This window comes from Peribacillus aracenensis (genome assembly GCF_025175645.1).
GTDB classification, from domain to species: Bacteria; Bacillota; Bacilli; order Bacillales; family DSM-1321; genus Peribacillus; species Peribacillus aracenensis.
Genome location: NZ_JANZMJ010000047.1, coordinates 1 through 16,966 on the forward strand (window position 1 = coordinate 1; position 16,966 = coordinate 16,966).

Here is a 16,966-nt window from a genome sequence, read left to right on the forward strand (position 1 = left end):
GGTTGGTATAACCGAAAAAGAATTCACAGCAGCTTGGGCTATCAAACCCCACAAGCCATTGAAGATCGAATTAGGAATACAGCTTAAGATTTAACTTTTTAGTGTCCAAAATATTGACTCAAATCCAATAGAGTAACCTGTATACCTGTAAAACTGTATTTATGTACTATATAAAAAGAGCATCCAACCAGAAACTTTATATTTTTGATTTTTTAACCCTTTCAAACTTCTAACTACAGTTTATTTTTGTTTATATAACTATAAGACTACGTATGGATTTGTATAGCTATGAAATTGAATACATGTTGATGTGAAGGTAATAAGATGATGTATACCGAATAAAATCAGTAAGAGGATTTAGGAGGGATTACATGACAACATACTTAGAACAATTCGCGCGGAACCGGAGAAGAAAAGAAAAGACAGAAGTATTAACCGCACGCCTTCCAGAAAGCTTATACAGTGACTTTAAAGGTTATTGTGCCGAACTCGGTCTATCTATCAGTGAAGCTATTTGTCTACTAGTAGAGCGTGAAATGACAGGGAAAGGGAGTGAATCAGAAGAATTAGCAATTTCAGATGAATACAAAATGAATGATGATGTAGTCGAAGTGAATACAGAAATAGTCAAAAAAGAAACAAAAAGAAGTGCCTCAAATACAAATAGATTCATAACAACACAATGGCAGGTAGATGGACAGCTTCCATGTCCATATTGTGGTCGATGGCTGGTGTCTACAAATTTTTCTAGACATGCAAAATTACATTCAACGACTACGCAAGAAATTTTCACTAATGAGAAGTATAGGGAGAAAATCAATTCAATGATTAAGTTGAAACAAGAAGAACCTAATTAGCAACCATTGGGTTACAGTTGATTCGTACCAGTACAGTGCCATTGATTTAATGTCTGCAGAGTACTAATTGACATTATTATAGCCTTAATTAAAATAAATGACCCTTAGATTTAGAGGGGACATATTAATGAAGTGAATAAAAGAAACGAAATTAAATGTAAAATAGTAACTAATATATTATAATGTTTTTATTAGGTAATTATTATTATGGTATTAAAACATAATACTCTTCGGCCGATGGTAAGTAGCCAAGTCTCTAGGTAAGTTATTATATGATAAGGAAGAAAGATCCAGAGTAATTGCTGTTTCTAATTTAAATCCCTTCATAGCTTATATTACTACTACCACAAAGCACAGTTTGAAGGTTTTGTAAATCGTTAGTGATTATCAAATGAATTAAAACTGAAAAAATATTAAACCATATCCAAATAACTTTTATTAATTTGAGGGTATACGAAGAAAGATAGGAAGTCACTTAAAATGTACAAATTAAGTGTTATAGAAAATGATTAAGCGAATGGCCGATAGAATTAAAATGAAAAGAAATTAAAAAAAGGTGGAAATATAATGAGTTTTTCGGATAGACAACATAAAGATAGCGTGGATAGTACATTTGCAAAAAAGACAAAGGCTGCAGAAACAAAAGTAGTTAAATTAAATGCTGATTTGCACTATAAATTAAAGTTGTACGTAGCAAAAAAGGGAACGGGCATTACTATTACAGACCTAGTAAATAAAGCCGTTACACAATATATAAAAAACAGTGATATAGAAAAAACTATTAAAGACTAATAAAGATGAATTGCTTAGGGTCGTAGATTAAATAAGTGATAATGATTGACATTTGTAGTTTCTGAATAGATTTATAAAAGCAGAACAAGTTATTCAACCTTGTTCTGCTTTTTATCTATAAAACAGTTACAAATATATAAGTAGGGAATATATAAGGATGGTTCTTTTAAGTGCCGGGAATAAACCAAGATGTATTTGGGAATAAACCTCGGTAGAATATTTTGATTTAATATAGGACTCATGAGAGGTAGTTTTTATAATAGGCAAAGGAAACCTTAAAAAAGGTCTTTAGCAATAGCGAATAAATCTCATAAAGTTTCTTAAAGCGTTACCTTTTTGTTCATAAGTGAAATCGGTTGACTCAGGGAGTTCGAGAGACCAACGAATCTAGCTCAATTTAAAAAGCATGAACCAAGTAGATTACCGGTTCATGCCCCTAAGGTTGCCTAATTAACTATAAAGGTTAAATTTTTTGGTTTACTTTAGGCTTTTAAATAATCAAGGTCTTTCTCAGTGCTCACCAAATATTGATTTGGGCTTTTCATGAATAGATTTCGTTATTGGACGTTCGTTAAGTATTTTCCATAAACATAACCTGTTTCCTTACCGTACTTTATTTTGTACCAAGAACTGCTATTAGTAATGACGGTAACGGTTTGGTTTTTCTTCAAAGAGCCAAGAACTTTCCCTGATGTGGATGGTTTGGAACGGACATTTAACTTTGTAGCATTGACCTTGCCAGTCATATTCTTCGCTGCTGGTTTGTTTAATGTGTAGGAAGTCGTCGTTGTGCGTTTGTTCTTACTTGGATCTATCGCTGTAATGGTAAACGTATACTTTCCGTTCGATACCTTTGATACATCCCATGATGCACTTTGGACACCGGCACTTTTATTAGTATTATTGGTCAGTGTCGCCACAATTTTGCCTTTGGCATCTTTTACTTGAACGGTGACCTTCGCCTTTTCATTAATCTCATACTTCAAAGAAACTTTATTAGTTTTTAAATCATATGAGTTTTTTATATTTTTAATGGAAGGTGCCGCTATATCGGGTTTTGTTAATGTCAATGGAACCGTTTCTGAGCTTTTATTTTTACTGCTGTCAATCGTTGTAATCTCAAATGAGTACTTCCCGTTCGTGACCTTCGAGACATCCCACGATGTCCATTGGACCCCCGCACTTTTCTCTGTATTATTGATCAGAGTAACTAGGATTTTGCCTTTTGCGTCTTTTACTTGAACGATAACGTTTGCTTTTTTATTAATCTCATACTTCAGGAAAACTTTATTCGTTTTTGAGTCATATGACGTATTAGTATTTTTAATAACTGGAGCCGTTGTATCAGGCTTTGTTAATGTAAATGGAACTGATGCTGAACTTGTATTATTACTACTATCAATCGTTGTAATTTCAAAGGTATATAATCCGTTGCTTACCTCTGATACATCCCAAACAGCTACTTGCGATCCTGAAGGCTTTTCCTCCCCTTTGATGAGAGATGCGATGGATTGTTCTTTTTCATCCTTTACTTCCACTGTCACATTCGCTTTTTCATTCGTATCAAAGGTTAATTTAACTTGGTTTGTTTTAGAAACGTAATCGGTTTTTATATTTTTAATCGTTGGTGCTGTTTCATCTTTAGTTGCAGGATCTGGAACTGGTGTTGGGATTGGCGTTGGAATGACTGGTGCCGGTTCGGGCTTTACTGGTTCTACCTCCTCAGGTTCTGGCTTATATGCTTGTTTTAAGCCTGTCCCCTCATAATAGAATGCAAGAATATCGCGATACGTGTTTCCCTGTTCTCCAGCTTTTTTCGCGCCATACTGACTTAGCCCGACACCATGGCCGAAGCCCTTGCCTGAAACGTTAATCGTATCCTTTGCAGTATCCACTTTGTCTATCAAAAAGCTTTTCATTAAGCTCAGACCGATAATCGCTCTAATTTTTGAAGCCGTTACGTCTTCTAATATTACACTTTGCTGTAGCGCTTTCCCCTGTTCTTTTACTAGAAATTCAATCGTAATACTTCCTTTACTCACTCTGCCGCCGCTAGTTGGTGCGTGAAGGGATAGGAAAGGGACAGCCGTAATTTTAATGTCTTTGCCTGTATAGCCATTTGTCTGTAGCCATGCTTTAATATTAGAAATTTCTTGTGTTTGTTGGGCTTCCTTCTTATTCGCCCACCATGTATCAGCTTTGGTTAAATCTAAGTTTGTAAGGTCTATTTGTTGCTTTTTCACACTAAAACCCCACACAGTTTGAGGATCATATGGATCGTCTTTAACCATTAAATATGGTCGCTCTGTGCCGCCCCATACATTTTTGTTTGACTCGGTTTTTCCTCCATTGCTTGAGTAAAAAAGAGCATCTGAACCTACATGTTGTTTATCACCATAACCAATGACCTGACCTTCTGTTGCTTTAACAGCTTTTGTTGAATTTTCGTGCCAAGCGTAGCCACCGTATACCTGGTAACTCATTGTGTCGTCGGGCGTTTTGTTGATATAGCCCATTGCATAGGTTCTTGCCGCAACAGCCTGTGCCTTTAAGGCTTCCTGATTCCATAAAGCCGGCATTTCAGCTGGAACAACCCCTTTTAAATAATCTTCAAGACCAATCGAGTTATACGGACGGATGAATTTCCCATCTTCTATAATAAAACGGAAACTACCTAAGTATGTACGGCCATTAATCGAAAGTGGACCGTTCCCTGTTTCAGGTTTCACTTCAATCTCAGAAGCTTTGCCTAGTTCGTTTGAATCTGACAGAACAACAATGTCAGTACCGCTAATCCTCAAAGTATACTTCTTGTTCGATTCTAGTTTTATATTTGCTAGATTCGTAGTGTACGTGACTTCCGGTTCGACGGTAATCTCAGTTTTGTTACCAAGATAACCTATTAATTTAACCTTTATGATTGGATCAGATGCCGCCTTAACTGATATTTCTGGAAGCAAAAATAGCATGAGAACGAGTATAACAAACATCCATGTTCCATACCGCACCTTTTTCATTGAAAAACCTCCTCGGAATTAAAAAAATACCTAAATAATAGTATAGCACCCATAATTACACACAGGTCACTATATTTTACTATGTTAGGGGTTCCACTTAATCGCCATCACCAGCACAACCAGTAAAAGATAAAAAGAAGACATTCGCGTTATATTCATATGTTTTTTTAAAAAACTTAAATGAGTGAGAAAAGCCTTTTCGTATAGGTCTTCCAAATCGTACCTTTCCCCTCAAAAGTGGGTGGAATATCTGCACCGTGGGTCTATGTATGGATAAGCTCCTATGTTGGTGATATTCCCCAAGTACAAAATCTAGGAGGTTTCAAATCTAGTATTAATAAGAGATCAAAAGAATGATATATGTTTAATTTCTTAGATGTATGAAAGAAAAAAGAGGTTATTTATACCTATTCTCCTTTTTTAGTATCAAACTATACTTTTCTTCTTCTGACGAGGAAAATTGTAGAAAAAAGGGTGAAAATATGAAAAAAGGAATATTTTTGGTTATTTTTCTTATTATCTGGCATTGAAAATTATGCAAATTACAAAGTTTCGAAGGTAGAGACAGCCACGCCTTCAGAAATATGGGTAAGTATGCCATCAGATGTAGAAGATGCTTTTGTTAGTAGTCAATCTTCCACTACTAATTACTCAATGAGTCAATATTTAGTTGTTGGAAAACATCAAAACTTTGGAATAACACGCTCCTTTTTGAAATTTAAATTACCAACCCTTCCTAAAGGTGCAGTCATTACCTCAGCTTAATTTAGTCTTTATCAATATTACAACTCAACGAATCAAGTTACCGTAGACATTAAATCTGTAAACAGTTCATGGAGTGCTACGACAATTAATTGGAACAATAAACCTTCAGTAGGTAGTAGCATATCAAATGCTGTTGTTGATACACCTTCATGGAAAGATTTTTTTATCACAGACTTGATGAGAGGTTGGTATAGTGGAACAACTAATTGGGGTGTTACTGTTCAATTTCGTGATGAAACCCAGGTTCCAAAGATTTTTTATTCAAACAATCAATCAACTTATACCACACTAAAGCCAAAGTTAACGATTGCGTATTCTCTTCCGGAACCCCAAAAAGAATATCGAGCATTTTGGGTAGATATGTTCCATGATGGTGCAAAAACCCCAGCTCAAGTTGATCAATTATTTAAAGATGTTCAAGCAAGTAACGCAAATACAATTTTTCTACAGGTTAGGCGGCGTGGAGATGCTTATTATTCAAAAGCGCTTGAACCAAAAACAGAAGATTCGTTTTTGCAAAGTGACTATGATCCTCTTGCGGACGTGATTCAAAAAGCAGATTCAGCCAATCCGAAAATCCAAGTTTATGCTTGGTTTGCCATGATGCCAATTTGGAATAAAACAACGGCTCCGAAAGATTCTAATCATATTTTCAATGCCCACGGTATGTCTCAACCTAGCGAAAATAACTGGTTAAGTAAAACCAACTCAGGAAGTTACGTCAGTGGATCTGACTATGTTATAGACCCAGGTCGCCCTGATGCAGCTAATTACACAAGAGATGTCATTCAACATGTTGTAAATAATTATGATGTTGATGGAATCCAAATGGACCTTGTACGTTACATGGGTGAAGAATGGGGTTATAACGACGTAAGTGTACAAAGGTATAATCAAGCTCACGGAAAAACAGGTATACCGCAGCCAGATGATCCTAAATGGAAACAATGGAGAAGAGATCAAGTGAACAACATGGTTAGAAAAATTTATACCTCCGTACAGAGTGTAAAACCTTCTGTTACTGTTTCAGCAGCTATGATTGCTAGGGGAGATGGTCCTAAGACAGTGGAAGATTGGAATAGCTCTTCAAATATGAACAGTGCACTTCAAGACTGGCGAAGTTGGTTGGAGGAGGGATCAATCGATTTAGCTATCCCAATGAATTACTTTAGAGAATACGATACAACTCAAAAAAATATTTTGAAAACTGGTTAGAGTGGGAGAAAGATATTCAAGGTAAAAGAATGATCCTATCTGGAATGGGTATTTATTTAAACTCGATTCAAGATGGCTTATCACAAATCAACAAAGCTCAAGCACAATCTGAAATAGGTAAGAAATTAGGCGGTGTAAGCCTTTATAGCTATGCTGTTACCAATAAAGATAATGTAACGAACAGTGAATTTTACAAAGCATTAAGCAGTGTATCTACTTACAGTTCAGCCCCAGCGTTCGCCACTTATCCTTCAGTACCTGATTTACCATGGAAAGTAAAACCAAATAAAGGTCATTTATCTGTTTCTACTAATTATGCAAATTATCAATTGGTAAAGCTTACAGGACACGAGATTCGAAAGACGTATACGGATGGAAGTGGTGGCTGTCAAATCATTGATTTAATTCCTGAAACTTATAGTATTAAAATAAATGACACAGATTACGGTATAACTATTGAAGCGGGAAAAGTAAGTAGCACTACAATAAATTAATTCGAGGGAAAAAGATGGCGGTTGGTAAAAGAAAGCGAAATCGATATAAATTTGTATTATGGACAATAATTTTTGCGTTGCTTGTATCTATTATTACACCTTTGCAAGGAAGTATCGCTGTTGCAGAGAAGAATAAAAAATCAGAATCTATTAAAAATGTAAAAGAATTAAAAGAGATAGATGAATTAAGAACTGAAAATTCTAAAACATATCTAAGATAAGAGAATACGTACTAGAGGAATATACAGAACCCATCCACTATAAAAAAGACAAGGAATGGGAAAACATTAACAATGAGATTGTCAGTGAAAAAGCTGAAACAGATGATGCGGATTTAACTGTTGGAAATAAAGCAAATAAATACAAGGTTAAGTTCTCTAAGGAATAAAAGGTCCATTTCTTCGGTCACTTTGTTATGAATCGTCTGGGCAATCACATCTTTTCCCGTTCCTGTTTCTCCAAGAATAAGGACATTAGCAGATGATTGGGCAGCTATTCTCGCTACCTCCAGCTCTGTTTGGAAACCTTGACTTAATGTTTGAATACGACCTAATGAAAGAAATGGTTTAACATACCGAACATTCATTTTCTGTTTAAGCATATACGAATGTTGATGATTTGCTTCGTAATGATTGACGTAAAAAGAAGGTACATAGATTGAAGCAGTTGTTCCGTAAGGGATTGTTCTTGATAGAAACGAGTCATATCCGCCGCTTTTTTGCTCATATACAAAACAACATTCTCCTTAGATAACACTAAAATTGCTTCTTCACTGATTTGTCCCCAAGATTTTAGGACAACATTTGACTGACTATGCTTCACTTTAAATGGTCGCGGGGAAATATTCCGTTCTGAATCCCAGACAATCTCAAATTGCCCATCAGGCATGGCTTTGCCAATTTTCACTTGGTGTGCCATATGGCGATGATCTGTATCAACAACAATTTTCCTGCAGGCCGTGTCGAGTTCTTTTCCACTTAAATGATGAAAAATATCCCGATGGTCTTCGCTCTTCACACAACTTTCCCGTTTAAATCGAAACTACAAATTTTCCGAAATGGTTACTAACCCTTTTATTAGTTGAAGGGGCTACTAGAAATACTTCTAATATCATGTATTGATAAAAAAGTTACTTGACACAGTAACATCAATAAGGTTATCGTAGATACATAAAGTCTCTTATGGGGGTGGATTCACACAGCATGAAGTATTCAAAAGCTACAAACTATGCCCTTCACACTATGCTTTTTCTTGCAATGGCTACACCAAATAAACCCGTTGGTGTACAACAGTTAGCCGAAAAGCAAAACGTTTCTCCTACTTATTTGTCTAAAATATTGACCAAGTTGGTTAAGGAAGGAATGATTATTTCTTCTTCAGGCGCCAATGGAGGATATTCTCTTAGGCAGAATTGGGAAGACATTTCATTTTTGGACATCATACATGCTATTGAAGGTAAATCGTCTTTGTTTGATTGCTGTTTATACAACGATCCAGAATGTGTGATAAAAGAGGTAATGCTTTCGGCAGAGGAAAAACTGGAAGAAGAGTTAAGGAATAAAAAAATATCAGATCTTGTAAAAAAATAATCGTGGATTTATGATCCACCATTATTTTTTAAAAACATCAAAGATATAAAGAGTCTTTTAAGTCTTCTATTGGTGATTTGAAGTTGTTTGCAATTGTTACGTGCATCAAAGTAAACCTTCTTTATTACTACGAGGATTCACTGAAGCTCTATAGGAACGGATTGGACGAAAAAATAAAATTAGGAACAGCTATTCTACTGGAAATTCCTCCTTATGCGGAGTATGAAGCAGGATCTATGTCGATTTTATTGGAAAAATTCGATTTGTAGCTATAAAGCTTGCTGTGACATGAAGAATTAATCGTTTAATTCCGGAATTCTTATTGCTTCTATGTGGTTTATGTTGCTGAAAGCTTATTTTTTGGAGGAAGGTATGACAGCAAAGTAAATTTAACCGATGGTTTAATCAGCAGAAGCTAATAAGATTTATTATATTTGATAGCCAAGGGGGCTTATTAATAGATGAAAAGTTCAGAAAAAGGTATGTAGGAAAACATCACTTTACACCAAAATCTAACGGATATATGGCAGACCTACAGTGATTCACCTGAAAAACAGCAAAGGCTCCCACAACGAACGTTATTTATCGTTGTTCTTGCAGCAGTCATGTCGAATGTTCAACTACTCTTTGTATCATTGTTTATCTATGGTGCTGGCTCAGCTTACAACTTACAGGCACGTTATGCGGGTACCGATTTGGCCAAACCGTCCCAGAGGGCAAAGGCAATCAGTATTATATTGATGTCAACCACGTTTGGTGCGTTTGCTGGTCCAAATTTAGTGGACGTGATGGGACGATTTTGCGGAGTCTATCGGTGTTCCTCCTCTTGCGGGAACATTCATTCTGCAGCCGCTGCTTTTACTCTTGCCGGTTTGGTGCTGTTGGCTTTTCTCCGACCAGACGATCCTAGTGGCCAAAGTCATTGCGCGGGCACAGCTTGCGAATCAACTGTCTGGTGTGGAAGAGGAGCAGCCACAGGTCAACAATAACCGAAAAATTGCGGTTGGGGCAACAGTCATGATTTTAACACACGTTGTTATGGTGTCCATTATGACTATTTCTCCAGTTCACATGAAGCATCATGGGCATGGTTTAGGGGAAGTCGGGCTAGTCATCGGCGTTCATATCGCGGCCATGTATCTGCCTTCACTTATAACTGGGATTTTAGTCGATAAGTGGGGAAGAACGGTTATGGTTTACGCTTCGGGTCTCACGTTGCTATTATCTTGGCTTATGGCTGCCTGGGTACCGGCTGATTCTATGGTGCTTCTCCTTATCGCGCTGTGTTGCTTGGTCTTGGTTGGAACTTTGGCTTGATTAGTGGAACTGCAATTATTGTGGATGCTACTGCAGCGGATACCCGTGCGAAAACGCAAGGTCGATTGATGTTCTGATTGCTTTAATGGGAGCCTCTGGTGGTGCGCTCTCAGGTATGGTGGTTGCGAATTTCAACTACGCTATCCTCTCCTTAGTGGGAGGTGTTATTGTCCTTGCTCCTTATTCCAGTGGTAATCTGGTCTCGTCGTAGTCCAAGGACTGGACAACGAAAGGAGACACTGTCAATTGAACAGCAAAAACCACTAGATTAGGGATGTCTAGGTTTCGTTCCGCGTTGTAGTGGATTTATAATCCACCATTATTTTTCAGAACATTAGAGATATAAAAAGTCTTTTAAGTCTTTTATGTAAAATTAAATTTGTTTGTTGGTGGCATAATGAATTGGGCTAAATTATATGGAATTTTAATAAATTACGAAGGGATGACTACTTATGGAAGTATTAGATTGTGTGATTGTAGGTGCAGGTCCAGCTGGGCTAAATGCAAGTTTGATTTTAGGAAGAGCTCGCAAAAAGGTCGCGTTATTTGATAATGGAACAAACAGGAATCGCGTGACGCAGGAATCACATGGCTTTATTACACGTGAAGGAATTAAGCCTGCAGAATTTAAAGAAATTGGCTTAGACGAAATAAAAAGTTACCCATCTGTTCAGTACCTTGAAAATACGGTCTCAAAAATAACGAAACAATCGAACGGTTGGTTTAAAATTGTGACTATGGAAGACGCAGAGTATCTATCAGAAAAAATCATATTGGCAACGGGAGTACAGGAGATATTTCCATCAAACCTAAATATAAAACAGTATTATGGGAAAAGCCTCTTCAGCTGTCCCTATTGTGATGGGTGGGAATTACAAGACCAGTCCCTGATCGTTATTTCCGAAAATGAAGAATATACTACTCATATCGGGAAGCTTGTCTCCAACTGGTCCAAGGATTTAGTAATAGCTACAAATGGTCATGAGTTGTCCAATCCTACCATGAATGAACTATCGAGAAATAATATAACGGTTATCACCGAACCAATTAAGAATCTACATGGTGAAGATGGCTATTTAAAAAAAGTGGAATTTTATTCAGGACATCAAATAGAAAGATTTGGAGGATTTATAGTACCTTCCTACATTCGCCCAAATCAATTTGCAGAGGAGCTCGGTTGTGAAATAAAAGAAAATGGAGCCATTGTGACAGATGATTCAGGCCGTACTACACAGAAAAATATTTACACGGCAGGAGAGACATCCAAATTAGGTCAGTCTTTATTAATCATAGCAGCATCAGAAGGAGCTAAAGCAGCAATGGCAGTTAATCTCGATATGATAGATGAAAGGTTTTAAAGAGATACAATGGAAAGCATTTAAATGTGAAGGCCTGTTGAAAGAGTGCGTCAATGTGATAAAATACACCAATTTGGAAAACTACAAGGTTAACCATTCATCTAATTATACTGATTATATCCAAAAAAAAGTTTTAGAGAGATCTTTAAATTGGTGAAGAAATACTACAAAACTTTTTTCTATTAAAGATATTAAATACCTTTAATATCTTTTGATGGAAGGAGGGGAGGTGATTTAATGTAATAAAATCAAAAAGATATTAATTGAGTTATTACATCTCGGAGAATTTAAATGTAAGAAGATTATTTATGGATGCTAAATACACTTGAAACTTGAAATGGAGGAAAAGACATGTCAATTGTTCATGCAACAACAAGTCAAGACTTAGAACAACATTTTAAAACTGATAAGCTAGTTTTATTAAATTTTTGGGCACAATGGTGTGGCCCTTGCAAAATGTTTGGAATGGTTCTTGAACAGCTGGATAAAGAATTAAGTAGTAAAGTAAAAATCGTAAAAATAGATGTTGACAAAAGCCCCGAGCTTGCAGCTGATTTTGGAGTACTCGGAATACCCCACTCTCGTTTGATTATTAATAATAAATTACAAGAACCAATAGTTGGGTTTATATCCCTTGAGAACCTGAAAGAGCTTATAGGATTTAGAACCAGTAATTAATTAAAAAAGAGGAGGAAAATAAGATGAGCCTTTATGATTGTGCTGTTATCGGAGATGGACCAGCAGGATTAAATGCTGCTTTATTATTAGGAAGAGCGAGGAGAGCGGTAGCTTTGTTTAATACAAATAGTGATCACCTTGCATTTGAATCCCAAGAGAGTATTTTAAGAAATGGAAACACTCCAGCTGAATTCATGCAGTATGCAAAAGAAAAATTAGGTCATTATCCAAATATCCATTCAATTGATAATCAGATTGAACGAGTTATTAAACAAGCAGATAATAAGCTTTTTAAAATTTATACTAATGATGGTAAAGGTTTCCTTGCTGAAAGAATACTTCTCACTGAGGGCGTAAAAATAAGGTCGGATATTCCGAATATTGATTTGTATTATAACAAAAGTATTTTTACTTCCCCTTATTGTTATGGTTGGGAAATAAGAGATAAAAAATTGATTTATATAAATGAAACAAATAGTGCAGCACATACAGCTAAAATTATTTACAACTGGTCTGAAGATCTCATCGTAGCAACAAATGGAAATGAGATGAAGCAAAATGAAAAAGAGAAATTAGAGGAAAAAGGAATAAAAGTATTTACTGAAAAGATTAAGGAAATTAGAGGTCAAAACGGAATGTTGAGTAGTATTGTCTTTCAAAATGGTATAGAAATTCATAGGGAAGCTGCCTTTATTACTCCATCATTATACTCAACCAATGCTATTGTCCAAGGGTTTTCTTGTGATCTTGATGAATACGGGTTAATTGTCGTTGATTATTTTGGTAGAACATCGGAAAAAAATGTTTATGCAGCAAGTGATACTGCTCAGCCTTCACCATCTGAAATAGTTCTATCAGAAGCTACTGGTATACAAGCAGCAATAGCAATCAATACAGATATTTCGATTGAGAAATTTTGAAAATTAGATTCCTAAAAGTAATCAATGATCTCGATTTTATAAAATTTTCCTTCACATTTGCCTCCTGCTGATCGATTCGATCGCCGTTGCAGATTGTTGACTATTATAATTGTAAACTTACCAAGGTGAAATTCCTTGGAATTATGGTATAAAGGCATTAACCAGAAAAAACTTAGATTGAATATTTATTCATACAGCATACACAATTAGTTAACAAAATGAAAAATTACCGTTTCAAAGGGGGGTTTACCGAATACCTGAAATATTTCTATTCTTATTTAGAGGATGAGATAATGTATTTAGGAGATAATATTGTTCAAATTGTATCTATTATAATAATTTTACTTCTTGTAGGAATAGCAGGTTGGTTTACGACAGAATTATTAGAAAAAAACAAAAAAAGAATGAAAAATTAGATAAAACGTTTTTGTTTTTCACTCTATATGGTATTTTTTAATAGAATTTCAATTATATAGGGGGTAAGAAGTATGCCTTTATTTTCACAAACGATAACTGACTTTTGGAGGGCGCCATTTTTGAACGGACACGTCCTCTATAGCGATGAAGTATTTACTATAGCCATCAATCCTGAACTGAGTGAAGACCGTCGGGTCATGATGTTGGAAACCTCCGACGGCCGGGTTATGGCGGCCCTGACGCCTGCGCTGGCCGATAAGGTAGGTCTTAATCAACGACAAGACCTGTCTGAGTCGACCTTTCGCCGGAAATTGAATGAAGCAGGAGTCATTTTGCATGGCGCAGATTATCTTTTTTATTTTTCAGAAGCCGATAAGAACATATTGATGGAAGAAAACCTGGAAGGTGTCTTGCGCCAGTTAACAGAGCAAGATGATGCGGTTTTCTCCGATTTCCAGTCCTCCGCCTCAGAACAAGACTTGGATGACGCTTATGTGGAATTGGATCACTGGTTGGTGTTCGGCTCTTTTGAGCAAAACCGCCTGGTCAGCGCCGCCAGCATGTATCCCTGGGAGAATGCGCAAATTGCGGATCTCGGTGTACTGACTCTAACGCCAATTAGAGGAAAAGGCCACGCCCGCAAAGTGGTGCGTTCAATCAGTAAGTACGCCTGTGATCAGGGATACGAACCCCAGTACCGATGCCAGCTTGATAACCAGGCATCTACGTTGCTGGCTAAAGCGGCGGGTTTAACGCTGTTTGGAAAGTGGGAAGTGATTTCTCCCGACTCCACTGACTGAGAGTTCGACTCAAAATTATATTTTTTTATTCAAGCTCTTGCGATGCGGCGCGACATACGCCTGATGGCTGCGATGAGCAGCCAGACTGTAGAGGTTGAAAATGACACATTTATTTTATTGAAAGAGCTTTTGCCGTACGACTGGAAAACCATTCGAGGTAGAGGGTGGTAATTGTTTACTAAGTATCTTTAAATAAAATCAAACAGAAATAGGGAAGCAAAAGAATATTATGATGGATACTTAGAATGAAATAGTAAAAAGGGCACCTAGAATACAAATTTTGATCCTAGTGTTTGAACTTTTTCCAGCTACTCTGCACGTGTTTGATCCTTTGAGCCCCCTAGCAGGTCCGACCGTTCATTGAACAGTCCAATACTGTCGATATCCCGCATGACTTGTTAGCAAAATTTCATGTGGATGCAATGGTTGCCTTAAGTGCATGGGGGCATAAAATTCCGAATCAAGTAAGCTTAAAGTAGAGGTTCAATATTTTCATAGATTAGTTAATGAAAATTTTTGATTTTGAAGAAAGAAAAATGGAATGACACTCCGAACTAAAATTCCAAAATGGAGTGATCGATGATGGATTAAATAAGGAAGCAAATTTTACTGAAAGCATTTTGGAGTAGTCAGGACTGGAAAGACGGCCCTACCAATTTATTCAGGGGTCTATAAAGAAAAGGCAATGATTGTGCTGAAAATTCCCATCATTTTTCCCTAACTAAAATCAACGTTATTGTGAGATTGAAAAACACTTTCATATACTATCATTCTGCTTAATATTGTATATCCAACATTGGTTTAACGTATAATCTATGTGTTTTGAAGGTTGTACTCTATATTAAATTGGAAACCAGCTACTCTCACATTTTCTGTAATTTATTTTGTGTTGCTAGCATTCTTAAAGGTGATTTTATAATTTTCGGTTATGCTTTTATAATTCATGATACAATTAGGAAAATTTTGTTAGGGAGGATAGTGCATGACTATTAAATGGGATGAAATCACAATTGATAATTTAAGTAATTTAGAAAAGGCCTTGAAAATTTTTGATCGAGTATTCCCTGTAGAAGTGAGAGAATCACATGATATATTCTTAAAAAGCTTACAATATGCAAAAAGAAATAAACCAAATAATTTTCGGTTCCTAGTCGGCTTTGAAGGGGAGAAAATGGTATCTTTTGCAACCGGACATTATTTAGCTGATGTAAATGTAGGATTTATCGTTTATATTTTTACAGATCCTGTTGTGAGAAGTAAAGGATTAGGAACAAAAACATTATTGGAATTAGAAAAGTTATTAAATAAAGATGCTTTTCTTGCAGGATATACCTTGTTGAAGGCAGTTATTCTGGAAACAGAAACAGAAGAAATGGTACATACAGAAATAGAAAAGCAAGACTGTATCAAAAGAAATAAATTTTTCGAAAGAAATAATTATAAACAATATAAAAACATAGATTATTTGCAACCACCCTTACATTTTGGCGCGAGTAATATACCTTTAAATTTATTTATTAAAAGAGTGCAACTCAATGAAATTAATGATGAAGAAGTCAGCAATGCCATTAGAAGTATTTTTAGAGAAAAATATTATATCGTGAATGAAATTGATAAGGATATTATAGAGCTTTGTCTTAAAACAATGGGGGTTAATAATGAAGCCTTATTCAACAATTAATGGTTTTAAAGATTTGGAGGGAGTTGCTAAAAAAATTATTGTTTAAAACCTATGGAATTTTTAAATAAAGATGTTTAAAATCAAATTTTGTATAGCAAATATAGTTATTATATTTTATTTAAAGAATTTTACCGTTTCCCCACAGGGTTCTCATGATCCCTCCATCAGCATTTTCTTTTAACAGAGTCATTAATAAAAAAGAATATAACAGGTGAAGGAGACAGTATTAATGACCAATAGTTACATACTAATAGAAGAATTCAACAATACAGAATTAGATAAACATTTAAGATGGTTCTCGCCACCTAAAAAATGGGAGGTTAATTGCGAGAAAAGGTACTTAATGGTGAAAACTGACAAAGGGACGGATTTCTGGCAAAAAACACATTATGAATTTCAAGCTGATAATGGACATTTTTTATATTATGAGCTAAATGGAGACTTTAGATTAATTACTAAAGTAAAATCTAAACCAAAGAACAGATATGATCAAGCTGGTTTAATGGTTCGATTTTCAAAAGATACTTGGTTAAAGACATCTGTTGAATATATACCTGATGGTAATAGTAAATTAGGTGTTGTTGTAACAAATAATGGCTTTTCTGATTGGTCTAGCCAGGAATTTTCAGAAAATCTGAATTCGCTTTTTTATCGAATAACAAGAAGAGGAAGTAATTACTATGTTGATCATTCATTAGATGGTACTTCATGGAAACAAATAAGAATGGCCCACCTCTTTGAAGAGAAGGATTGTATTAAAGTTGGTATTTATGCTTGCAGTCCACAAGGAGAGAACTACGAAGCCGAGTTCGACTTTATTAAAATTGAAAATATAGATAATAAAACAATAGTTTATTAAAAACACAAGGTTATTTTTATTCTTTTATAAGGTGGGAATCAGTAACAAAAGATAAAACAGATAATGTTGTAGTTGGTGGAAATCATGGAAAAATAATTAAACAAATTGAATAGCGACTAACATGGTGAAACGGGGTCTTTAAAGATGCTTGCATTATAATGGATAAAGAAGCAGAAAAAGATAGACTAACAGAAAATATCGCTTGGA

General features: G+C 35.7%; 16 protein-coding genes and 2 pseudogenes. 15 read left to right on the forward strand and 3 right to left on the reverse strand.

The window, feature by feature from the left end; genetic code table 11:
- Window positions 1–371 precede the first annotated feature (371 nt).
- Together N0M92_RS27120 and N0M92_RS27125 are read left to right on the forward strand one after the other, a co-directional pair.
- A complete protein-coding gene (locus N0M92_RS27120; protein WP_260288726.1) occupies window positions 372–857 on the forward strand; it encodes a hypothetical protein in 486 nt (161 codons plus the stop codon).
- Between the two features lie 567 nt (window positions 858–1,424).
- The gene (locus tag N0M92_RS27125) at window positions 1,425–1,649 is read left to right on the forward strand and encodes a hypothetical protein (RefSeq protein WP_260288727.1); all 225 of its coding nucleotides are present in this window, start codon (window positions 1,425–1,427) and stop codon (window positions 1,647–1,649) included.
- A 557-nt stretch (window positions 1,650–2,206) separates the two neighbouring features.
- Here N0M92_RS27125 and N0M92_RS27130 read toward each other — a convergent pair.
- Window positions 2,207–4,666, reverse strand: coding sequence for a SpoIID/LytB domain-containing protein (locus N0M92_RS27130; protein ID WP_260288728.1), 2,460 nt, complete (start codon window positions 4,664–4,666; stop codon window positions 2,207–2,209).
- A 594-nt stretch (window positions 4,667–5,260) separates the two neighbouring features.
- Between N0M92_RS27130 and N0M92_RS27135 the strand changes: the two are divergent.
- The 4 genes and pseudogenes from N0M92_RS27135 to N0M92_RS27150 all read left to right on the forward strand — a co-directional run.
- A pseudogene (locus N0M92_RS27135) lies at window positions 5,261–5,728 on the forward strand (DNRLRE domain-containing protein); the annotation flags it as partial.
- Window positions 5,729–5,791: 63 nt separating this feature from the next.
- On the forward strand, window positions 5,792–6,646 hold the full coding sequence (locus N0M92_RS27140; protein ID WP_260288758.1) for a glycoside hydrolase family 10 protein: 855 nt from the start codon (window positions 5,792–5,794) through the stop codon (window positions 6,644–6,646).
- Window positions 6,647–6,690: 44 nt separating this feature from the next.
- Window positions 6,691–7,140 carry a hypothetical protein gene (locus N0M92_RS27145; RefSeq protein ID WP_260288729.1) on the forward strand — a complete coding sequence of 150 codons (450 nt, stop codon included), beginning with the start codon at window positions 6,691–6,693 and terminating at the stop codon, window positions 7,138–7,140.
- 14 nt (window positions 7,141–7,154) lie between these two features.
- Window positions 7,155–7,361 (forward strand): hypothetical protein, encoded by a 207-nt coding sequence (locus N0M92_RS27150; RefSeq protein WP_260288730.1) that lies wholly within the window; start codon window positions 7,155–7,157, stop codon window positions 7,359–7,361.
- A 113-nt stretch (window positions 7,362–7,474) separates the two neighbouring features.
- On the opposite strand, the gene N0M92_RS27155 is transcribed toward N0M92_RS27150, so the two are convergent.
- Together N0M92_RS27155 and N0M92_RS27160 are read right to left on the reverse strand one after the other, a co-directional pair.
- Entirely contained in the window at window positions 7,475–7,726 is a 252-nt protein-coding gene (locus N0M92_RS27155) for a sigma-54 factor interaction domain-containing protein (protein ID WP_260288731.1), read from the reverse strand.
- Window positions 7,723–8,157: an ABC transporter substrate-binding protein gene (locus N0M92_RS27160; protein WP_260288732.1), complete on the reverse strand. Its 435-nt coding sequence runs from the start codon at window positions 8,155–8,157 to the stop codon at window positions 7,723–7,725. Before N0M92_RS27160 ends, N0M92_RS27155 begins: the two co-directional genes overlap by 4 nt.
- 185 nt (window positions 8,158–8,342) lie before the next feature.
- Between N0M92_RS27160 and N0M92_RS27165 the strand changes: the two genes are divergently transcribed.
- The 9 genes and pseudogenes from N0M92_RS27165 to N0M92_RS27205 all read left to right on the forward strand — a co-directional run bounded on the left by N0M92_RS27165 (window position 8,343) and on the right by N0M92_RS27205 (window position 16,759).
- Complete coding sequence (locus tag N0M92_RS27165) at window positions 8,343–8,729, forward strand: Rrf2 family transcriptional regulator (protein WP_260288734.1); 387 nt, start codon at window positions 8,343–8,345, stop codon at window positions 8,727–8,729.
- 587 nt (window positions 8,730–9,316) lie between these two features.
- Window positions 9,317–10,318: pseudogene (locus N0M92_RS27170) on the forward strand (MFS transporter); the annotation flags it as partial.
- Window positions 10,319–10,498: 180 nt separating this feature from the next.
- On the forward strand, window positions 10,499–11,404 hold the full coding sequence (locus tag N0M92_RS27175; RefSeq protein ID WP_260288735.1) for an NAD(P)/FAD-dependent oxidoreductase: 906 nt from the start codon (window positions 10,499–10,501) through the stop codon (window positions 11,402–11,404).
- 351 nt (window positions 11,405–11,755) lie between these two features.
- Window positions 11,756–12,082, forward strand: a complete 327-nt coding sequence (locus tag N0M92_RS27180) for a thioredoxin family protein (RefSeq protein WP_260288736.1) — start codon at window positions 11,756–11,758, stop codon at window positions 12,080–12,082.
- A gap of 23 nt (window positions 12,083–12,105) precedes the next feature.
- Window positions 12,106–13,002, forward strand: coding sequence for an NAD(P)/FAD-dependent oxidoreductase (locus N0M92_RS27185; RefSeq protein ID WP_260288738.1), 897 nt, complete (start codon window positions 12,106–12,108; stop codon window positions 13,000–13,002).
- 293 nt (window positions 13,003–13,295) lie between these two features.
- A complete protein-coding gene (locus N0M92_RS27190) occupies window positions 13,296–13,418 on the forward strand; it encodes a hypothetical protein (protein ID WP_260288739.1) in 123 nt (40 codons plus the stop codon).
- Between the two features lie 72 nt (window positions 13,419–13,490).
- Window positions 13,491–14,219, forward strand: a complete 729-nt coding sequence (locus tag N0M92_RS27195; RefSeq protein WP_260288740.1) for a GNAT family N-acetyltransferase — start codon at window positions 13,491–13,493, stop codon at window positions 14,217–14,219.
- 982 nt (window positions 14,220–15,201) lie between these two features.
- Window positions 15,202–15,900, forward strand: coding sequence for a GNAT family N-acetyltransferase (locus N0M92_RS27200; RefSeq protein WP_260288741.1), 699 nt, complete (start codon window positions 15,202–15,204; stop codon window positions 15,898–15,900).
- A gap of 229 nt (window positions 15,901–16,129) precedes the next feature.
- Window positions 16,130–16,759, forward strand: a complete 630-nt coding sequence (locus N0M92_RS27205) for a DUF1349 domain-containing protein (RefSeq protein ID WP_260288742.1) — start codon at window positions 16,130–16,132, stop codon at window positions 16,757–16,759.
- The last annotated feature ends 207 nt before the right edge of the window (window positions 16,760–16,966 follow it).